Genomic DNA, 22,130 nt, shown 5'->3' with positions numbered 1-22,130 from the left:
GCGGGGTAAAGGGCAAGGGGGAAAGGGAAAAGATGTTTACTCCTTTAACCTTTAACCTTTCCCCTTTTCCCAGCCCTCACCTAACAATTTTGGGTTGGCAGACTACTAATCTCGCAAAATATGTTATGAACCCCGATCCCAGTAATCAAGAGCAGGCTTTTCTTGCGGAAGCGGCAGAGTTATTGCAAACCATTGAGCAGAATCTGATCGGTCTACTTGATGAAAAAACAATAGAAAAAGTTCATGCCTTGATGCGAAGCGCCCATACTATCAAAGGGAGTGCTGCCAGTGTTGGGCAAGAAACTATTCAGACAATTGCCCATCATTTGGAAGATGTATTCCAAGCGTTATACGCTCCAGAACTGGAAATCGATCCAGAATTAGGTGCTTTGCTTCTAGATGCTTATGAGTGCCTGCGAACTCCATTGAGTGCAGCCTTGATGGGCTTATCCTGCAATGAGGCAGAAATACTCGATCGAACTGCCTCAATTTTTGCCCAACTTCAACATAAACTAGGCGACTTTTTTGGTCGTGAGGCTCCGCTTCCCAGTTCGGAAGAACTTGGCTTTGATGTCGTAGAGTCAATCTTTTCCGGGAGTGTACTTCAGGATTTGCAACAACTTGAAACTGACATTCAAAGCCAAGATCCGCAACAAATTCAAACAACACTCAACTCCCAAGCCGAATTTTTTGTCGAACTCGCAGCATCTTATGGCTTATCTGGATTGGAAGAAATTGCCCAGGCGACCCTAAACGCGCTCAAAGCACATCCAGACAAAGTATTGGAAATCGCTCAGGTGGCTTTAGAAAATTTTAAAGCGGCTCAAGCAGCAGTACTGGCAGGCGATCGCACTCAAGGGGGAGAGATATCTCCACAATTGCGAGAATGGGCAAGACTAACTACTCCTGTCCTAGAACCGCTTGGGCAGCCAGTTGCGATCGCTGCCCAACCAACACAAACGATTACAACTGAGAATCAGCCATCCCCCCTCCTCAGTGCCAGCGAGGCGGAATCAATTTGGTCGTTTTTCCCGAAGCGGACTGATAACTCCGTACCGAAAACACCGGAGGTACTGGCACCTATTTCTCAGGATTCGGTAGTAGCTCCCTCTGCCATAGATCGGATTTTACAGTCAATCTGGATCGGAGATCCACAGACATCCTGCCGATACTCAGACTCAGATCGGCCAGCTTCTCCACCACCAGCGCCAAGCCTCCAGGCTCAGTCATCGGCATCACTTCCCAGTATCCGAGTGGCGATAGAACAGCTCGATCGCCTCAGCCATACAATTGGGGAATTGCTAATCAGCGAAAACCAACAAAACCTGCAATCTAACCACATCCATAAAGCAGCTCAAGACACTCTACTACAGTTTTTGTACTGTCAACAACAACTTAGTAAAGTTTTTACTTGGTCGGATCGACATCTGCTGCTTCCCGAACGCAAGCAGCGACATATACATGGCTCTCCCCGCTCAGTTCCAACTACCGAGGCACAATCCAATTTTGATGCCTTAGAAATGGATAACTATAGCGAGTTGCACATTCTCCTGCAAAATCTGACAGAAGACATGGTGCAATTAGGAGAACGGATTGAGGCTGTTAGTGGCTTAGTTCAGCAATCTCGCTTCAGTCTCGGTAAGCGCAAGCAACTGCTTTCAGGAGCGCAGGAAGATTTGCTGCAAGCCAGAATGGTTCCACTGGGAACAGTGTTGAATCGATTACCCCGGCTGCTGCAACAGATGGTAGCAACTTATCATAAGCCTGTTGAACTCAAGCTTGGCGGTACGAAGGTACTGGTGGATAAAGCCATTTCTGAGCAGTTGTACGATCCCTTGCTGCACATGATTCGTAATGCCTTCGATCACGGGATTGAACCGGTAGAAACCCGCCGCCAGCAGGGTAAACCAGAAACCGGAACGATTACAATTAAAGCCTATCATCAAGGCAACCGCACTACTATTGAGGTACGGGATGATGGCCGAGGCTTTAACTGGGAATCTATTCGTCAACGAGCGATAGAAAAACACCTGCTGACTTCCGAACAAGCCGCCTACGCCTCAGAAGACCAACTGGCAGATTTATTATTTGAACCAGGCTTTTCTACCGCCAAGCAGGTTGGTGAGTTATCTGGTCGTGGTATCGGCTTAGATGTGGTTCGCACTCAATTGCAAGCTTTACAAGGTTCGATTGTGGTGCGATCGATTTCAGGGCAGGGAACCACCTTCATCTTGCAATTGCCTCTGAGCTTGACAACGGCACGCTTGCTCGTTTGTCAATCTCAAGGTATTACTTATGGCTTGCTGTCTGAAGGAGTTAGCCAGGTTTTATTACCGCAGCCAGAGCAGATTCAAGTCCAGCAATCTTTACACGGGCAAGGCAGCCAAAAATTCTGGCAGTGGGGAGAAGGGCAAAGTCTGCAACTAGTTCCCATCTGCTCGCTTGCAAATTTGCTGGATTACAAATACCCTTTATTCACCCAAGACCACAATTTAAACCTAAGTCCTTTTCCAGTCAAACAACGGAACACCGTCGAACCTCTGCTGTTGTTAGAAACAGAGCATCAATATCTGTGTTTACAAGTCGATCAGATTTTAGTCGAGCAGGAATTAGTCATTAAATCCCTCGGCAGAGTCCTGACTTTACCTAGTTACATCCAAGGCTACAGCGTGTTGGGCAATGGTAGTCTGACCCTAATCGTTGACCCGTTGGAGTTAGTTCGGCAAACTTGGGAGACAGATATGATGCCGACTTCCCCAGCATCAAGTCTTGCAATATTGCCCGCGCCTGAGCCTGTTCTTGCTCTAGAGGCGCAACAATCCGCAACTATGACGCAACCGCAGCAACAGCCGATGGAAGTCAATACAGCCGTTGCTCAACCTAACCGACTGACAGTGTTAGTCGTGGAAGATTCGGTTGTCCAAAGGCAAAGTTTGGTGCAGACGCTCCAAAAAGCCGATTATCAAGTGTTGCAAGCAGGCGATGGTCGAGAGGCGATCGCTCAATTGGTGCAACACAGTGATGTCGATTTAGTGATTTGTGACATTGAAATGCCGCGTATGAATGGATTTGAGTTTTTAGAACACCATCGCCAAGACGAGCGTTTGTCCGGGATTCCTGTGGTGATGCTAACTACTCGTAGCGGACAGAAGCACCGCCAATTAGCTTTAGCTCTAGGGGCGAAAGCTTACCTGACCAAACCCTATTCAGAACAGAACTTTCTAGCCACGATCGCTGAACTGCTTGATGGGTAAAGGGTAAAGGGTAAAGGGAAGGAATGGAAAGGAAAAAAATTGAAACTTTTGAGGATTTAAAAGTATGGCAAAAAGGTATTGACTTAGTTAAGCAAATATACATAAGGACTAAGGAAGGTGAACTGAGTAGAGACTTTGGTTTAAGAGATCAGTTAAGACGTGCATCCGTATCAATACCTACAAATATTGCAGAAGGATTTGAACGATATTCTCGCAAAGAATACTTAAACTTTCTAAATATTGCTAAAGGGTCTGCTGGTGAAGTTCGCAGTCTTTTAAGAGTAGCGTTAGAAGTAGGCTATCTAGACCAACCAACTTATACACAACTTTCTAATCAAGCTATAGAGTTGAGCCGTATGCTATCTAATCAAATTCAATCTATAAATCAGTCATCAAAATAATAAAATCTTTCCCCTTTCCCCCTTCCCCTTTACCCTTTCCCCTTTCCCCTTTCCCCTTCTTCATGAATTACGAATTACGAATCATTATTTATGCTTAACACTCCTTTTCCGTTTAAGCGATTATCTGGCGCTGTGAGCGAGCGCGACTCATTACGAGTCGTTGTTTTTGCGATCGCAGATTATTTATTTGCCCTGCCAGTTGGGGCAGTTCTCAAGGTGATGGCTTGTCCTCCTATTAGCAGTACGGTTGAAAGTGGTATCGGGATGGTTGATTTGGGAGCGCAAACTATCACAATTGTGGACTTGCGCCAGAAGTTCATTCAGCACGTACAAGACCAACAGGCGGATCAAGTTCCCTCTGCGGTTGATACTTCAGGGCGCTTCTTACTTCTGACTCAAACGCGGACTGGGGAAATTTGTGGCATTCCTGTGGACAAGCCCCCTGCCTTAATTGATATTCCTTTGGAAGCTGTGCGTCCGGTGCCGTGGTCTTATCGGCAAGTGGCGGAGTTAAGCTGTGTGAGCCACATGGCTGTTTTGCCTGTAGCACCAAATGAGGAACCACTCAAAGTACTTCTTTTTGGTATGAGCCAGATATTGGCTGATAAGTTGGGGTTGCCCGGAACAACCCCAACCTTGTCTCCTGGATTGACATCAGGCGAACAACGGCAAAGATTTCTCCGTTTTCCCTTGGGGAATCAAGGAAGTGGATTGCTACCATTTGACTCAATAGTGGACATTATTGACCTCGCTAGCCAAGAAATTTCTCCAGCCCCGGCCTTACCAAGTTGGATTTTAGGTTTCTATAATTGGCAAGGACAAATGCTGCGGCTGGTTGACTTGGAACATTTGCTTGGTTATGCGCCACTTTTGAAGCGGCAGTCACGACCAGAAAAGCCAATGGTTCTGGTTCTCGAATTGCAAAATCAGGTAGTCGGGTTTTTGGTGGCTCATGTCTACGATGTAGAGTGGCAGGATTTACAGCAAACACAATCGGCACCAACCGACCTTTCCCCAAACAAACTGCTAAATTTTGTTCGAGGCATTCTGCCAGGCGATCGCTGGATTTTAGACACTAGAGCGATCGCCCAGACATTGCAATGGCAAACCCACTGATAAGAGGCAGGGGGCAGGGGGAACTAAAGGTACAAACCGAACTTCGTTCCGCTTCGCTAACACCCACAAGTGGCTTGATTTTTCCCCCTGCTCCCTTGCTCCCCTGCTCCCCTGCTTTTTTATTTGACTTGATGCTGCCAAGGAGTTTTCTGTGACGATCGCAACCTTAGACCCTAATTCTGAAACCCAGCCTGTTGAAAATGAAATCCAGATAGAAGAAATTTTGGCTAATGTGGCTGTAATCAAAGCAGTCTTTCAATCTGCTAAGGGGCCAAAGGTCGCTCAATTGCAGCAGAAGGTAAGTCAAATCGAAGCTTTTATCCAAGCTTTGGCTAAAGATTCGCCCAGTGACAATGATGAAAATGTTCGAGGGGCTTTTCAGCTCCAGCGAGAACAACTTGCGGTCATCGATCGGCAAATGCAACAAGCAAAAGGTCAAACTGCACTTTTGGAGGCTACAGTCACCGCCTTGCGAGATGTTCTCAACGCCGATCGCATCCTGATTTATCGTTTTGAAGAAGATAATCGCACTCGAGCGATCGCTGAAGCTATACAAGCAGGTTGGACATCGCTGCTCAACCAATCCCTACCGATAAATGTATTTGTTACTAAACCCAATGTTGGCGACGGACAAAACTCGCAGGGCAACCTCACTGAAGTATTAGAACTAACTGGGCGCCAACAGCAATTTTGGCAACGCTTTCAGGTGCAAGCTAGCCTGTGTTTGCCTTTGATTGTCAAACAACAGCCTTGGGGTTTGTTAGTTATTCATCATTGCCTTCAACCCCGACAATGGCAGGAAGCAGAGCGCAGTTTGCTACAACAAGTAGGAATGATGTTGACAATTAACTTGCACTCGGCTGAAATAGTAGCTCCACCTGCTCAACATCTGTCATCGCCTCCCCAAAAGGCTGAATCCTGTGATCGCTCACAGTCATTAGTGCCATTTCAGCAGGTGAGTCAGGCCGTACAAGAAGGAGTAAGAATCGCCGAGCTTGCCAACGAGCATTTAATGTCTATTCAAGATACTGTTGCTATTAGTAATAAACAGCTGCAATACCTTGGTGAATTTTGCCAGCAAGCTTCTGGCTTTGTTCGCCTTGTGGAAGGCTTGAGTACCAAAATTCAGGTTTTGTCTTTGAATACAGCCATCGAAGCCACAAAAGCTAGTGAGCAGGAACGAGGTTTGCTAGCTGCTGCCGAACAGGTGGAAATTCTCGCCCGTCAAGCCCGCGACAGCACGCTAAATATAGAGGAATGGTTCCAGGAACTACAGGTGGCAGCAGCAGACGTTGCTTCTGCTATCGAACCGTGCGATCGCCAAATCAGTGCTGGGCTGGAGTCAATCGCGCAAATCCACGAGCAATTCAGAGCGATCGCCGACATTGCTGCTTGTACCCTCAAATCAATAGACCTCTTGCAAAAGTAACTTTTGTAAGAGGGGGGAAAGGGAAAAGGTTAAAGGGAAAAGGGTTTTTATTAGCCTTTCCCCTTTACCCCTTACCCTTTTCCCCACTTCTGTAAGAAGTCTAATGTCGAAGCCATAGAATTGTCACAAACCACATAGAAACTGAGAGTTGTTTTCATGAGTACCGATTTTGTCCCCCAACCGCAGAACGACGATCGCTTTCTAGAAGAAGCGATCGATCTGTTACTGTTCTTGGAGCAGGAGTTGCCTAACTATACAAAAGACAGTAACCCTGGTACAGCTTTGGCTCTCATGGAAGCTGCTCGCTCTCTGCATTCGATTGCCATAGCAGCTGAGTTAGATGCCATTGCCATAGTTGCGGCTGCACTAGAAGAGATTTTTCAGCTGCTGCATCAGTATCGAGCAACTGTCAACGCCCCCATTGCCTCCCTATTGTCAGAAGGATTAGATTGCCTACAGATGCTGTTGATGGCATTTTTAACAGCCTCGCAAATTGACGAAGTAGAAATTCTGGAGCGGATGTCTGCCATTGTTGCTTGTCTACAAGCAGAGTTTGGCGATTCCCAGGAAACAAACCTTGAGACATCGATAGAGCAACCGCAGGAATATCAACCAGTTATTCAGTTTGGCGATCGCTTGGCCGAGGTAGAATCTTCTGCGGAGCAAGTTATCGTTAAAGACAAAGAAAGTCTTGACAGGGAACTAATAGATGAAACTACCCCCCAGTCTGGCAGCCTTGTTCGCGTAGATACCGAGCAGTTTCCCATCAATGTAGGGGAACTAGCAAACCCGGAGGAGTATGGAGAAGAAGATTTTCATGCTTGGTTGGGGGATTTTTCCCTGCTTACTGAAGCATCCCTAGTTAAATCTGTTCGCGATCGCCATCCACTCTCTTTGCAAGAATCGATTTCTACCATTCTTGCAACAAGTATTCCAACCGCCACACCCATCAATATTAAGCATCTCGAACAACTAAATGCGCTAATTGCAACATTATTAACTACATATAATCAGCAAGCTTGTCAAGAAGAACAACAGCAACATACGATCGGGCGGTTGCTCCGACAAGTTAAACGATTACAACACCTGCTGGATAATCTACAGGAATGGTCAAGACGTTTAGCAGCAATTTCAGATACCCTTTCTCCTCTAGCTGCTTCTCGCTCTCAGCAATTAGACAGTACTCTGCAATCTGTTTTGGCTGAAGCGTCTCAGGTGGCATCAACTGTTGATTCACTTAATAATAATCATCATCAACTCAAACAAGAACTCATACAGCAGGAAAAGTTACTTAACCATTCTTCCAATTTAGTTAAAACAGTTACAACTATTCCTTTAAAAGTAGCCTTAGAATCCTTGCATCGGCTTTGGTCTCAGTTACAAGCTCTACAAGATAAGTCTGCTAGACTACATTTACAAATTAGTGATATCCAAGTCGATCGGGCATTTAGCGATCGCCTCCATGCTCTCCTGTTGCATATAAGTTGCTATTTACTAGAGCAAAGTATTGAGTCTGGCCAAACACGCCAACAGGTAGGTAAAAATAGCACCGGTATCATTGAAATTCAGGTTTATCAGCAAGGAAATCAACTGATTATAGATGGCTGTGATGATGGCGCAGGACTTAACTTATCTCAAATCTATCAACAAGCTTCAGCCCAAGGACTCGCCCTGACAAAACCAGGGGATATTTTACAAGAACTGGTACTTGAACCAGAGGTTTCATCTGTTTTATGCGATCGTCCTGCCTTAGAGTTAGGAGTAGAATTAACTGAAGTTTGCAAACAATTAACAGCTATTCAGGGAAGAATAGTATTGAAGTCTAAAGCTGGACATGGTACAGCCTTTTCGCTCCAAATTCCCCTTAATCAAAAAATTGCTCAACTTATCGTCTGTCAAGCTAACTCCAGAGTCTATGCATTTATTGCCGATTCTGTAGAGCAGATTTGTTTATCCCAGTCCGAACAAATCATCCAAACTCAAGCGGGACGCATGTTATTTTTGCAGTCTTCTGGCACCAGTGGCTTCCTTGGTTGTGCTGATGAGGATCTAACAACAGAAATGCTCGTCCCTATCCACTTATTGACTGATGTGCTGATTTGTCCTAACCACCTTCCCACCTCAGTTACCACTGATAGCACAGATACACTAAATGCTTTCAAGCAAGATAAGCCTTTATTAGTATTTCGTTACTTAGACAAACGATGTGCTTTAGAAGTAGATTGCATCATCGGCAAACAATCTTCTGCGATCCATCCTCTGGGGGAAGCAATCCCTGTTCCTGCTTATATCCAAGGAACTAGCGTTCTTGCCAATGGGCAACTTAGCTTGGTTTTGGATGGTCAGCTTCTCACGAAATCTCTAGCTTGAACTCAGTACCTGCCGAAAAAAACTAAGTTACGATGATACTATCCTCAAATACTTTTGCAGTCTGGAAGACCCCAGAATTGAGGTAAGTCCTACAATAAATCTCAAATATTAAACTGATATCTATCCACGAGGTAGAAGAAACTACTTACAAAATTCCGTATTGTAGAATTGCTGTCTTAAAATCAGGAAAAAACGCTCGTGGTTCCCATTAGAGATAATAATCCGACAAAAATCACGCCTTATGTAACTTATGGGTTGATTGCTGTCAATGTCCTCGCTTTTCTTTATGAAGCAAATCTTCCCCCACAAGCATTAAATGGATTTTTACACCTTGCGGCTGTAGTTCCACGAGAACTGACTTTAAGTTTTGCGGGTATCTCTGTACATCAACCAGTTCCAGAGTGGGCAACTTTGATTACCTCCCAATTTTTGCACGGTGGTTTCTTGCACTTAGCCGGCAATATGTTGTTTCTCTGGATTTTTGGCAACAACGTTGAAGATAAGTTAGGTCATGCCAAATATTTACTGTTTTATTTATCTTGCGGTGTTTTGGCATCCTTGACCCAGTGGTTCTTCGCTCAAGATTCTAGCATTCCTTCTTTGGGTGCAAGCGGTGCGATCGCAGGTGTTATGGGTGCATATATTCTGCGCTTTCCCAACGCCGAAGTCCTTGGCGTTGTACCTTTAGGGTTTTTCTTTCCAACTTTCCGCGTCCCCGCATATTTCTTTTTAGGATTCTGGTTTCTCGAACAAGCCTTCTACGGACTTACCAGCCTAGAAGCACGTACCAACATCGGTATGGAAAGCGGCGGTATTGCCTACTGGGCCCATGCAGGCGGGTTTATCTTCGGGGCAATTCTTGGCCCATTGTTGGGTTTATTTAGCGATAAATCTCAGGAAGAATCTTGGTACAAGTAATTTTTAATAGTATCGTTTTTACCCTCAATTATGCTGATTGATTTAATAGGTGAAATTGCTTAACCTTCGCAACTGCTAGCCTGACAAGCTATATTGCAGTTAGTCAATAATTTAGGAAAAACACCTGTGTTTCCCCTCTACGATGAAAATCCGACGCGAATCACCCCGTATTTCACCTATGGGTTAATTGGCATGAATGTTTTAGTTTTTATTCACGAGGTGAGCCTGTCACATGCACAATTGAATCAGTTTTTAGGTGAGTATGCGGTAGTGCCTCAACAGTTAACCACCAATTTGAATGGAGAGTGGATAACGTTATTTACGTCGCAATTTTTACATGGTGGCTGGTGGCACTTAATCTCGAATATGGTGTTTCTCTGGGTTTTTGGCAACAATATTGAAGATCGATTAGGTCATGCCAAATATCTGATTTTTTATTTAGCGTGTGGTGCTTTAGCTGCCTTGTGCCAATGGTTTATTGGGATGAATTCTGAGATTCCTTCCTTGGGGGCAAGTGGTGCAATTTCTGGGATTTTGGGTGCGTACATTATCCGCTTTCCCCACGCTCAAGTCATGACTTTAATATTTTTGGGGTTTTTCATCACCACAATCAGAGTTCCAGCACTAGTCATAATTGGACTTTTCATTGTGCAAAATGTAATTTCTGGTCTTGCTACCCTGCAAACAGCCGCTAACATGAGCGTGGAAACTGGTGGAGTTGCATATTGGGCGCACATCGGTGGTTTTATATTTGGGGTAATTCTTGCTCCCTTATTTGGCTTGTTTCGACGCGACTGAATACACATTTACTGAAACTAGTAGCACAAAAATTGCTACCTTTCAATTCTCTACGCTAACCTTCTCTGCGAGATGATTCTCTTTCACAGACGAGAATGCGATATGCGTTAAAATTTACACATTTGAAACTATTAGTTTTTGTTGGCACTCGCTGAAACTTCTTCTGACTGTTCTACCTCAGATGTAAATGCTGATGATTTTGGAACTTCTTCAGGTACAGAAACGATGATATCAGCACCATTAATAATTGCTCCCAATAACCCTAGTTCGGATTCAACCAATTGATCGATAGCTTCACCGAGCATATTCTCTTGCGTATAGTTTGGTCGCGCTACTATTACGATTCCATCGCTGTAGGGTTGAATTAACAGAGGATCGTTGGATATACTAAGAGGACTAGTATCTAGAATAACTAGATCGAAACGTTCGCGGACATCTTCTATCAGCCGCCGCATTTCGCTGGATTCAAGAATAGCAGCGGATTGCCGTACCGGGCCAGGGCTGGGAAGAATGTATAAATTTTCAACATCAGGAACTAAACGAATACATTCACTCAAATTAGCGTAATAACGTAGGGGTTCAATAGTGGCTTCAGGGTCAGGGATTACTTTTAACGATGTACAACGGGAAGGCGATCGCAAATCTGTTTCGATAATTAAGGTTCTTTTACCAGCACGGGCGGAAGCAACACCCAAATTATAAGCACTAGCCGTTTTACCTTCTAGGCTACTGGTGCTAGTAATCAATACTACCTTTAAGTTTTTACCACCAATGCGGCGCATATTACTACGGAATTTCTCATAAAATTCTAAATAAGGAGAATCTTGGGAAAATACTACAGGTACAGCATCTGGCTCCAAATCATCAACTGGCATTAAAGGCAATTCTCCCAACAGTGCCACTTCTCGTTGCTTGAGGCTCTCGCGGATATCCTCTCTGGTTTTGAAAGTCCCTTCCAGCGCTCCCAACAAAAATATCACCCCGCCACCAATCAATACACCTAAGAAACCACCCACAGCAAGGGTAATAGGCACACTCTTCGGAGGTTTGGGATCGACAGTGACTGCGGGGCGTCTGGCAATACTGAGGCTGCTAGTAGTTTCTGCCTCTGCGGTTTTGGCATCGGTTAGCTTCGCCTGCATTTGGTCATAGATAGCTTTTTTGAGTCCAACCTCCTGTTCTAAACGCGATCGCTCTAATTGCTTATTAGGTATCAGAGCATATTCTCGCCGGAGTCGCGCTTCTAGTTGGATTTCTTGAGCTAGTTGTTGTTGTAGTGTCTCCCTTTGGGTTTGTAAAGACACCATTTGGTTTGCCAATTGTTGGCGTGTTGGATCTAAGCTGCTTTGAGTGCGAATACCTGCAACGCTACCTTGAAGAGGAGCCGCAGTTCCATCACCACCTAAAACTTCAGCAGCACGTTGTTGTAGTAATTCCTCAGCAGCTTGTTTCTGACGCATTAACTGCACCATCGTTGGATGTTCCGGCCGCAAATCTTTTCTGAGTACAGCGATTTGCGATTCACTTTGATAAATTTGCGCTCGTAAGTTACCAATAATTGGATCGGCACTCAAAGCAGAAGAAACATAAGCTTGTCCGACTGTTAAGCCTAACTTATTTTGTAAACTGCGAACTTGACCATCAACCCCAGAAATAGTTAATTGAATTTGCCGTTGGAGATTTTGGCTGGCAGTAATGGCGCTTAACAAGCTGCCATTCTCTGCGGCTAAGATTGCTGTTCGCTCGACGCGATCGTACTGTTCCAGCTTCTTTTCAGCAATTTGCAATTCTCGTTTAGCTTGTGGCGTGCGATCGTTAATCTTTTGAATAATTGCTTGTAAACGCCCAGTATTGATGTCACTACTCAACTTGATCATTGCATTCATCAATTCTGTCAAGACCTGTATGCCTCGTTTGGCATCACTATCTACATATTTAAGTTCAAAGGTAGAAGATTCTAATTCTCCACTCTTAGCATTTTTTTTAGGTAGAGCAAGAGCAAGACTTGCACCGAGTTGTTTCGGTTTGACACCAACTTTCTCTGCCACACCTGCAATTATCTGGTTTGATAGTAAAACTTCCTCATTTAGTTCCTTCCCTTGCTGTTGGATTTCATTACCAGTTGCAGAGAAAGAAACTGGTGGTCCACTATAAGTAAGTGCCCCAGATGCTATATAGCTAGTAGGTGGCTCTGGTTGCATAGCTACCACAGTTGATCCGGCGACAACTAAACCAAAACTAGCTAGTCCAATCCACTTATATTTATCAAAAGCAATAAGATAGCGTTTAACAATTGGTGGGGTCATGGTCGCTTCGCTCCAATTCAAAATTTAAATATGACGCTCGCAGACTCGCTAACGCTGCGCTAACAAAATTCAAAATTTAGGAAGCACCAAACTAAAGATAGTGGCTTTGATACAAGTATGCTATCAACTTCCTACTGTATATATCGGTTGATATCTTTAATATTTTTCCATTAATAAATTCAAATATCAGTTAGACATGTGGCTTCCTACACGCCAAACTATTTCTAGGTTGTATCCTTTTTTTATGTTACTATCTCGATCCACCTCCGATGTTGTCAAAAAACCGGAGAAAGGATTGAACATTGAAGAAAGGTTGGGTAATGGTGGTCAAGAAATTAGTAATTCTACCAATGAGGTTCCGACCAACAACAATAACATCATTATCTTGAAGTGCTATATTTTGCGACGCATCACCGCCAAGAGCTTTTTTAGCATCAAGTTTTTGAGTAACAGCTTTGCCTCGTTCTGAATCAAAGCGAACCAGAGCGATATCTCTCAGATTAGCAGTGTCTAGATTTACACCTCCCAAAGCATCTACAAATGTACTGCCGTTAGGCAGTGCTTGAATGGAAAGACCACCAGCAGCGTAGTTTAAAACTCGGACTCTAATCTGTGGTGTGGCCAAGGATGAACGTGCTACTAAATTGCGGTCATAATTATCTTCATTGCCGACTTCACGACGGGGCACGAGTATCGCATCTCCGTCTTGTAAGCGTAAATTCGGGATTGAACCGCCATTTTGCAATGCTGCATATAAGTCAATAGTTTGTGAAATCACAGAACCATCGATTAACTTTCGGCGTACTTGCACTTGTCGCAGGTCTGCATTCAACGTCGAACCACCAGATACTAGCAAAGCATCAGCAACGCGGGGTGTTGGTGAATTAATCGGATAAATTCCTGGTCGAAATATTTCCCCACTAATGGTAACTTGAACTGGTCGCGTTCCTGCCAAGGATACTACCACGATTGGATCTGGGAAAAAGCGACTCAAGCCCAAGCGAATTTTTTCTTGAGCTTCTTCCAAGGTTAAACCTTTTAATGACACCGTTCCCACTTGCGGCACGATGATGTTGCCTTCTGCACTAATTACAGCTTGAAAACTCAGGTCTGGACGCTGCGTTACTAAGGCTAAGACTATTATTGGATCGACTACATAACGATTTAAACCCAAGCGAATTTTTTCTTGAGCTTCTTCCAAAGTTAAACCTTGTAAAGAAACTGTTCCCAATAACGGCACGGCAATATTACCTTCTGGGTTGATTAAAGCTTGAAAGCTCAAATCTGGAAAGCGCTGAACCGAAACGCTAATTCCATCTCCTATGCCTAAGCGGTATGGACCAGGAGGACGCTGAAGCACAACGCCAATTGCATCTCCTGGTCCCAAAAGGTAGCGACTGAGTTGCGGGGAAATTTCTTCATTTGCATCTGGAGGTGCAACTTCAGTACCTGGCAAAGGCGAAGGGAATAGCCCTGGTGATTGTCTTTGAGATGGAAAAGGTTGGGCAACAACAAGTTGGATAGGCGTTGTTAAGAAAACTCCTACTTGAAGACTGACAAAACACAAGGCGCTGAATCCACGCATACAATAACTGGAATCTATGAACATCGGTGTAGAAAATATTGATATAGAAATTAGTCGCGCCGAGGGGTTATTTTACTCTAAAAATGCCTTCAATGTCTCTTTTATCTAGAAGTATTTACCAAGAGAAAGAGACTAATTTTGCTAAATTCAATTTCTAACTTTATGTTGTTAACATCATTTTAGGTGGGTTTCAGGCTGAACACAATTTATAGACATACTCTTGATAAATCTCTGCACAAGGGCATCAATAACAGACTCTACAAAGGGCCTGCCATTAATGCAGCTTGTACTGTTTCCCCAATAGACTCGGCTAAAGACCAAGATGTTTCTACCTGCCCCAAAGGTTCCATTGGAATCAGAATGCTCACGCCAACCCAAGGAGTGCGTTGCTTGCGCCACTGTGCCAGTTGATCTGCCAAGAACCAATGAAAAGGTGATGGATTTCCGCCGTCTGGCATTGCATACCATTGCAAAACAGCGAAGGTTTGCTGTGGTGTCGAGGCGCGAAAAAATCTAGCTTCTACTTTAGTTTCGACATTAGAAGCCAACTTTGCAGATGGTTTCACAGTAAATTCCGCAGAACGAGATTGAGCTACATCCCACTTTCCCCAGCGTGACCTTCCCCAGCCGTTAACGTCTGTCCACTCTACCTCTGGTTGATCCATAGGCCCATTTTGCGGCAACAAAAGCACGATTGCTTGGGATTCGGAACCTTCTTTTTTAATTACCTGCAAAGACCAATTATGTTCGCCAATTTGCTGTTCTGCTTGTTCAATGGTTTGCCAACCAGGAAGGGTTAACCCAGTCTTGCGGATCTGTTTTAATTCGTGGAGGGTTGGAACAGGGGGCGGCTGTTTCCATTGCCAGTGTCCTGTCAGATATCCGGGAACCCCTGCTATTGCTAGCAGCAGTAGCAATAACAAAAGTGCTGCTACCTGGGTCAATTGGTTTTCCTTGAAAAATTTAGAGAAGGAAATCATCAGTAAAATTTGCAATACTTAGGCAGAATCTTACTTTATAAAATCACATTGTGAGTTCAGTAATATTTAGGACTTACGTATAAGTGATGAAAAATTAAAGGAGTTGGGAGTGAAGAGTGGAGAACAGGAGAGAATTTACAGAAAATTTTCTCCTCTGCTCCTGTGCCCCTGGCGCTCTTCTGCCTAATACCCAATGCCTCTAACTTTCTGCTTCTTGCTCAGTTTCTAGAGATGCTGAAAAATAGCTATTAATCCAATTCAGTAAGGGCACTAGTGACACCAGCATACAAGCAGAGTAGACATCACCACCCCACCCCTCATGCAGCCATTTAAAAGACGCTTCTTGACCCGTGCCGTGAAAGAAAGTCAGTAAAGTATTACGAATGATATTGGCAATAATACTAACGATCGCAGCAAGAGATAAAAACGATATAGTTGTCCGCCGTGAAGACAAAGCATCTGTCCAATAAAGCAGCATCAAACCAACGTAGAGAGTCGTAAACAACATTTTTAGCCCTGCACAATAGGGAGCAACTTCTACAATCCGTCCTCCCACGTAAAGATTGATCTCATCTACGGTTACTTCCATACCAAATTGATTCAGTATGAAGCCTGCTGTGCCAGCGATGAAGCTTTGCAGAGGCATGGTATAGGGAGCAATGAGATAGGGTAATGCTGTTGGGGTGGCTAAAAATACTAGTAATAGAGGGAATCCTTGTAATCGCAAACCTGCTATTCCCTTAAACCACAAGCATAATCCGATTAATATCGCGGGCAACGAAAGGTTAACCCACTCTGTAACACCGCTAAGATAAAAAATTGCCCCTAATAACAATAAAACAGCGCCCAAAGGATTGATGGTATCTGGCAAACGTCTCCACTTTTTCCGGTTCATCCAGCCTAAATAAGCCGCAAATGGTAGGCCAATAATTCCGTGGCTGAAATATTCGTGTTCTGTACTGATATTTTTGTGCAGCCAACCATCCAACCAGTGCAGCAATATTGGAGCATAAAGCAGCAGCAAAACGCCTAAAATAGCTAGATTTAACAAGCCTGATGCGTTTATATTTTTAACCTGTTGCTGGAGTGCCATGATTTTAAGTAATTCAAAAACTTTGGTTATTAGTCATTGGTCATTAGTCATTAGTCATTGGTCATTTGCAAAGGATAAATGACAAAGGACAAATGTCTAATTTTTAGATGTACATTAAGTATGAATTAACTTCAGGCTACCACGCTGCCCAGGTCAGCAGGAGATAGATTATCTACCTGATAACTTGTTGAAACTGCATTGGCGATCGCTGCTACAACTTCTTTAACTTGGCTACTACTCAAACCAGGATACATCGGTAATGATAATATTTGCTTTGACAACTTCTCTGCTTGGGGAAAATCTCCTGGTTGATAGCCTAAGTTGGTGAATGCTGGCTGGAGATGACAAGGAATTGGGTAGTGAATACCAGTTTGAATTCCCGCCGCTGTGAGTTTTTCCTGGAGCTGCTGGCGTTCTATTGGGCAAGAATCATCTACTTTAATCACATAAAGATGATAAACGTGTCCTGTATCACTTTGATTTTCTATAGGAATAATTCCAGCAGTTGCCAAGGGTGCTAGTTCACTATCATACTGCTGGGCAATAGTCAGGCGATCGCGATTCCACTGCGGCAAATATGGGAGTTTTTTGTGCAAAATTGCTGCTTGCAAAGTATCCAAGCGGCTATTCGTACCTGGTTCAGTATGAAAATACTTTTGCGATGCACCATAATTTCGCAAGCGCACCATCTTCTGGGCTACATCTGAATCCCGTGTCAGCAGCATTCCCCCATCCCCAAATGCTCCCAAATTTTTGCTGGGATAGAAACTAAAAGCTGCTGCTATTCCTACTGAACCAGCGTAATATCCGTCTCTTTGCGCCAGATGTGCTTGGGCGGCATCTTCAAAAATTAGGAGTTTGTAAGTATCGGCAAAGTTCACTAGATCGCGTGGTGATACCATCTGACCATAGAGATGCACGGGGATAATTGCTTTAGTCTGAGGCGTAATTGCCTTTGCTGCTTCTCTTAAATCAATTAAAGCAGTTTGGCGATCGCAATCTACCAAAATTGGCTTGGCGCCAGCACGTAGCACCCCAATTAAGGTGGCAATAAAAGTATTTGCGGGTAAAATTACTTCATCGCCAGCACCAATATTACACGCTTGCAATCCCAGAGCGATCGCATCTGTTCCTGATGCCACACCAACTCCATAAGCTGTACCAGATACTGCCGCAAATGCTGCTTCAAAATCTGAGAGTGCTTGCCCTAAAATAAAATCTCCCCGTTCCAATACAGATTGGATTGCATCTTGCAATTGCGTTTGAATTGGTTCATGTTGTAACTTTAGGTCTACAAAAGGAACTCTAATAGTCATTTTATTCATTATCAGTCGTCCTCAAAAAATGTTTCCTCACATGGAAAAAATAGAAAACCTTGTACAATTTTCGGCATGAAATTGTCATAGATTTAATCTATTGGATAAAGGCTTAGATCGATTATTTAGTCGATTATGGGTTTCAAAATCACGCCCTCTTAATTTGAGCGCCCAAAGTTGCCATCAGACTTCTCTGAAGCCGCCACTCCAACTTCTCTCAAAATTCAAAAAGTTCAGAAACTGGGCTTTTCAATAATTTGGTAGTTTGCTAATCCGTAGGGATATGGTTGGCCTATTTAGGTCATCCTGCACTAGGATTATCATCTCTGGGTGCTAGTTGTTATCAGTAAAATATCTATATTTAATTACAATAACATTTATTTTTTTAAGTAAATTTACTTTGAATGTTCCAGTCAAAATTTTCCCTTATAGACATAAAGAATGATAGCCCCTTTGTATTGTATCCTTAGCATTAGCTTACCCTGGCTGAATTCAAATCTAACGCAGTCCGATTGCAAAATCTCAAGCAATAAAGACTACATCAGTGCTAAATAAAGAACATTCAGCACCAGTAACTAGTAACTAGCAGACACCACATCTTGGCTTAATGCAAGGGAGAAAAAATTTTTGCCCTAAATTTGTTTGTCAGAGGCAAAATTAGGGAATGCTTAAAAATAGCAATTGATAACCTAGAAATAGGACTTGGATCAATTACACAATAGAGAAATTATTAAGGTAGCAGTGGCAATGATAGAGCCTGAAAACAAATTATTTGCCCTAAAGGATGGTTGGGATTCTCATGAATCAAGAGAACAGCAACGCCTCAAAGCTTTGTCCGATTTAGGTTTGCGGCAACCAGAAACGATTCCGGTTTTTGAAGAAGCCACACAGACTGCTGCCCACTTTTTGGAAGCACCAATTTCGATATTGGGATTTGTGGATCAAGAACGCCATTGGTTCAAATCGGCGATAGGCTTATCTAGACTAGGACTAATGAATCATTTGGCACAAAGCCGCCAACTACTACGCCGGGAATCATTTTGCACTCAGGTAGTAGACAGCTTTCAAGTATTTGTAATTAATGATACGCATAAACTTACCGATCCAGTACTTGCTGGCAGCAAGTTAGTGCAAGATTATGGTATTCGTGCTTACTTAGGAGCGCCTTTAATTGATGCTGAGGGACATTGTTTAGGTGCATTAGCGGTGATGGATTTAGTCCCGCGCAATTTTACAACCCGAGACATTGAGTTTTTACAAATCATTGCTCGTTGGAGCATGAGTGAATTTGAACGTAATAGACTCCTGCAAGGCAAACTCGAATCAAGCGCTGCCAAGAACGTTCCGATATTTTCACTGAATGAGGAACGTAACACTGAGATTAAAATCACTGCATCTACTCAAGATAGCGACTCTGTTTCTACTAAGCAACTGAAGCTAGAACTTTTGAGTCAGCTAACTCAGGAGTTACGCACGCCCTTAACATCTGTACTCGGTATGGCTAGTGTTTTAGGACGTGAGATTTATGGGCCTTTGACGACTAAACAGAGAGAATATTTAGAAATTATCCAACACAGTGGTCGGTACTTACTTTCCCTAGTAAACGAAATTACCGAACTAGGAGCGATGGATGAAAACTCAACTGTGCTAAATTTAGCTCCCGTGGATATTGAAATGCTATGCCAACAAGCTATCAATACTCTAGAAGAAGTAGCTAATCGCCGCGAGCAAGATATTCGCCTGTCTATAGAACCAGGACGCAATCGCATTTGGCCTTTAGATAAAGACAAAGTGCGGCAAATGCTTTATCATCTGGTTTTCAGTGTGATTCAACTTTCGGCTACAGGTAGCATTGTTCGCATTCATGTTTCTTACAAAGAAGATACGCTCAACATTACTATTTGGGTTTCGCATCCCTGGTTAGGGGACGGCATAACAGAGGTCGATCCTTACTTCCGTCTCAATTCTTTGTCCCTGCTGGAGCTTACAGGTGAGGTAGCAACTTACAATATTCATACAGAAAGACAAGAACAATTAGATACTTCATCAGTAGCAGTGGAAAATTCCAAAAACTTGAGTGATTCCCACTCAAATTTCTTTGCTACTAGTTCAGGTATAAATTTAGCTAAATCACATGGAAGTCTTTCTCGTGAAAGCTTAGGTCTATTACTAAGTTGTCAACTAGCAGAATTACATGGCGGACATATTTTGATTCAAGGTTCACCAGAATCAGGATATCGTTATGTGCTTTCTTTGCCATTGCAACTAGCAACTTCCTCACAAGCAATTAGCGATGTCTAATCGTGGGGATTGTGGATTGTGGAGTATCCTCTGGGAATAAGGGGTAATGGAGATTGGGAAAGACGTATTTTCTATCTAGATTTTGATTAATTCTCTGTGTACTTCTGCGCTTACCTATGCCTTTAAATTTCAACCCTCAATTCGCCACCATTTTACATCAGGCTGTACTAAGTATATAAAGAACTATTCTTAACTTGCTATTGGCTGATGGCTAGGAATAAGAGCGCCATCACGCGATGGGCAATTTCTGTTATTACCTTTTTATAGCTATAGGCATTATGATCGATTCCAAGTTCTGCGTCGGCAGGCTAATCGATCGCAATGTTTTTTATGAATTTAGTCTGGCAACGATTTACTCTATCAACTTTACCGCTCAAAGAATATCTTGCTACCAGTTATGTACACCGCTCTCTGGTGGGATTGCTAAGTTCTTGGCGGCAAACTAGCGTCTTGCTTCAATGGGGAGATGCGATCGCAGCGGCTTTACTCAGCTTAATATATGCTCTAGCACCTTTTGCTTCGAGTACATTGGTGGGTTTTTTGCTGGTGGCTTGTGTCGGATTTTGGCTGTTGTTGACTTTATCTGATGAAGTAACACCAGCAAATGTCTCGTCAGTCACTCCCATTCACTTGCTGGTACTGCTCTACTGGGGAGTTGCCGCAATCGCAACAGCATTATCACCAGTCAAAAAGGCGGCACTTAACGACTTGGGAACCTTGACCTTGTATTTGCTACTATTTACCCTTTGTGCCAGGGTATTAAGGTCGCCTCGCCTCCGTTCTTGGATTATCATCCTTTATCTGCACGTATCGTTAATTGTTAGTGTATACGGGTTGCGGCAATGGTTTTTTGGAGCCACAGCATTGGCAACTTGGGTCGATCCAGAATCTCCTATGTCTAAGACTACAAGAGTCTACAGTTATTTAGGCAATCCCAACTTATTGGCTGGATACCTCTTACCAGCAGTAATTTTTAGCTTAGTGGCAATTTTTGCATGGCAAAGCTGGCCTAAAAAAGCTTTAGCATTAACGATGCTAATTGTCAATAGTTCCTGCCTGATTCTGACTTTTAGTCGTGGCGGTTGGATTGGACTAGTGGTGGCAGTTTTAGCTGTAATGGCATTGCTAGTTTATTGGAAAAGCGTGGAAATGCCTCGTTTTTGGCGTACTTGGTCACTGCCGATTGTTTTAGGAGGTTTGATCGGCGTATTGGTGCTAGCAGTAATATTTGTAGAACCAGTGCGGCTGCGAGTGTTTAGTATTTTTGCTGACCGTAAGGATAGCAGTAATAACTTTCGCCGAAATGTGTGGGATGCTGTTTTTGAAATGATTCGCGATCGCCCGATTTTCGGCATTGGGCCTGGTCACAACTCTTTTAATAAAGTTTATCCCCTCTACCAACGCCCTCGTTACACTGCTTTGAGCGCCTATTCGATATTGTTTGAAGTGACTGTAGAAACTGGCTTTGTTGGTTTAGCCTGCTTTCTCTGGCTATTAATTGTCACATTTAATACTGCACTTTTACAAGTGCGACGATTGCGACAAATCAGAAGTGTAGAGGGATTTTGGTTAATCGGAGCGATCGCTATTTTGTTGGGTATGCTAGCTCACGGTACCGTAGATACTGTCTGGTATCGTCCTGAAGTCAATACCCTCTGGTGGCTGATCGTTGCCTTAATTGCCAGCTACTGGACACCTTTAGCTCAAAACCAGACAAATTCAACTAACTTAGAACCAGCAGGAAATTAACATAAATAAGTTGTCAGTTGTTTTCTTACCGCACAACTGACAACTTTTGAATTTTCTAATCTCTGTAGGTAGTGGCACTTGGGGCATTAGGGTCGCGATAAGCTACAGATTCGCGATCGTTCTTTTTGCCAGCCAACCCGCCTAGACCGAATAAACCAAGCAATCCTAGCCAACCCCAATCAAAATCGTTGCGATCGTCATTAGTCGTTGTTGGAGCAGTAGTAGTGGCTCCAGTGTCATTGTTTGTCTGAGCTTGTGCAGATAGAGTTAAAGGTAAAATTCCCATACTCAAGGTGAGAATGCCAGCGCCAACAGCTGTAATGAAATTACTTTTCATAAGTTGTAAAAGTTCCTGATGATATCCGAAGTCACTCACCACTGTATCGGTTCTCAACCTTAACAAAATCAATCTGCGGCTATAAACTAAACATTTTCATAACTCACGCTGTAGACATACGACATAGCTTTCACAGCAATACGTTTCTTACTCTTTGTGGTAGTTTAGTAACACTGA

At 43.5% G+C, this 22,130-nt stretch carries 15 protein-coding genes; 9 read left to right on the top strand and 6 right to left on the bottom strand.

Going from position 1 to position 22,130, the window contains the following annotated elements; translation table 11 throughout:
• Positions 1 to 32 precede the first annotated feature (32 nt).
• The 7 genes from V7K45_RS28665 to V7K45_RS28635 all read left to right on the top strand — a co-directional run bounded on the left by V7K45_RS28665 (position 33) and on the right by V7K45_RS28635 (position 10,286).
• On the top strand, positions 33 to 3,254 hold the full coding sequence (locus V7K45_RS28665) for a hybrid sensor histidine kinase/response regulator (protein ID WP_335008701.1): 3,222 nt from the start codon (positions 33 to 35) through the stop codon (positions 3,252 to 3,254).
• 23 nt (positions 3,255 to 3,277) lie between these two features.
• Complete coding sequence (locus V7K45_RS28660) at positions 3,278 to 3,655, top strand: four helix bundle protein (RefSeq protein ID WP_335008699.1); 378 nt, start codon at positions 3,278 to 3,280, stop codon at positions 3,653 to 3,655.
• A gap of 90 nt (positions 3,656 to 3,745) precedes the next feature.
• Positions 3,746 to 4,771 (top strand): chemotaxis protein CheW, encoded by a 1,026-nt coding sequence (locus tag V7K45_RS28655; RefSeq protein ID WP_335008697.1) that lies wholly within the window; start codon positions 3,746 to 3,748, stop codon positions 4,769 to 4,771.
• A 151-nt stretch (positions 4,772 to 4,922) separates the two neighbouring features.
• Positions 4,923 to 6,200, top strand: coding sequence for a GAF domain-containing protein (locus V7K45_RS28650; RefSeq protein WP_335008695.1), 1,278 nt, complete (start codon positions 4,923 to 4,925; stop codon positions 6,198 to 6,200).
• 156 nt (positions 6,201 to 6,356) lie between these two features.
• Positions 6,357 to 8,570: a hypothetical protein gene (locus tag V7K45_RS28645; protein ID WP_335008693.1), complete on the top strand. Its 2,214-nt coding sequence runs from the start codon at positions 6,357 to 6,359 to the stop codon at positions 8,568 to 8,570.
• A gap of 198 nt (positions 8,571 to 8,768) precedes the next feature.
• Entirely contained in the window at positions 8,769 to 9,488 is a 720-nt protein-coding gene (locus tag V7K45_RS28640; RefSeq protein ID WP_292734774.1) for a rhomboid family intramembrane serine protease, read from the top strand.
• Positions 9,489 to 9,614: 126 nt separating this feature from the next.
• The gene (locus tag V7K45_RS28635; protein ID WP_335009010.1) at positions 9,615 to 10,286 is read left to right on the top strand and encodes a rhomboid family intramembrane serine protease; all 672 of its coding nucleotides are present in this window, start codon (positions 9,615 to 9,617) and stop codon (positions 10,284 to 10,286) included.
• 131 nt (positions 10,287 to 10,417) lie between these two features.
• On the opposite strand, the gene V7K45_RS28630 is transcribed toward V7K45_RS28635, so the two are convergent.
• The 5 genes from V7K45_RS28630 to V7K45_RS28610 form a co-directional block, all read right to left on the bottom strand.
• Positions 10,418 to 12,592 carry a GumC family protein gene (locus V7K45_RS28630; protein ID WP_335008691.1) on the bottom strand — a complete coding sequence of 725 codons (2,175 nt, stop codon included), beginning with the start codon at positions 12,590 to 12,592 and terminating at the stop codon, positions 10,418 to 10,420.
• A gap of 250 nt (positions 12,593 to 12,842) precedes the next feature.
• Positions 12,843 to 14,201, bottom strand: coding sequence for a polysaccharide biosynthesis/export family protein (locus V7K45_RS28625; RefSeq protein ID WP_335008689.1), 1,359 nt, complete (start codon positions 14,199 to 14,201; stop codon positions 12,843 to 12,845).
• Between the two features lie 233 nt (positions 14,202 to 14,434).
• Positions 14,435 to 15,157, bottom strand: coding sequence for a cyanoexosortase B system-associated protein (locus tag V7K45_RS28620; protein ID WP_335008687.1), 723 nt, complete (start codon positions 15,155 to 15,157; stop codon positions 14,435 to 14,437).
• 199 nt (positions 15,158 to 15,356) lie between these two features.
• Positions 15,357 to 16,250, bottom strand: a complete 894-nt coding sequence (crtB, locus tag V7K45_RS28615; RefSeq protein WP_335008685.1) for a cyanoexosortase B — start codon at positions 16,248 to 16,250, stop codon at positions 15,357 to 15,359.
• Positions 16,251 to 16,381: 131 nt separating this feature from the next.
• Positions 16,382 to 17,575, bottom strand: coding sequence for a DegT/DnrJ/EryC1/StrS family aminotransferase (locus tag V7K45_RS28610; RefSeq protein ID WP_335008683.1), 1,194 nt, complete (start codon positions 17,573 to 17,575; stop codon positions 16,382 to 16,384).
• A gap of 738 nt (positions 17,576 to 18,313) precedes the next feature.
• Here V7K45_RS28610 and V7K45_RS28605 point away from each other — a divergent pair.
• Both V7K45_RS28605 and V7K45_RS28600 read left to right on the top strand, forming a co-directional pair.
• Positions 18,314 to 19,867, top strand: coding sequence for a GAF domain-containing sensor histidine kinase (locus V7K45_RS28605; RefSeq protein WP_335009008.1), 1,554 nt, complete (start codon positions 18,314 to 18,316; stop codon positions 19,865 to 19,867).
• A gap of 330 nt (positions 19,868 to 20,197) precedes the next feature.
• Positions 20,198 to 21,616, top strand: coding sequence for an IctB family putative bicarbonate transporter (locus tag V7K45_RS28600; RefSeq protein WP_335008681.1), 1,419 nt, complete (start codon positions 20,198 to 20,200; stop codon positions 21,614 to 21,616).
• Between the two features lie 55 nt (positions 21,617 to 21,671).
• Here the strand turns inward: V7K45_RS28600 and V7K45_RS28595 are convergent, their stop codons facing one another.
• Entirely contained in the window at positions 21,672 to 21,953 is a 282-nt protein-coding gene (locus tag V7K45_RS28595) for a WGxxGxxG family protein (RefSeq protein ID WP_335008679.1), read from the bottom strand.
• Positions 21,954 to 22,130: the final 177 nt, after the last annotated feature.

This window comes from Nostoc sp. (assembly GCF_036917375.1).
Classification (GTDB): domain Bacteria; phylum Cyanobacteriota; class Cyanobacteriia; order Cyanobacteriales; family Nostocaceae; genus Nostoc.
Note: the sequence above shows the minus strand (reverse complement) of the source record. Positions and strands in the feature narration are given on the sequence as shown.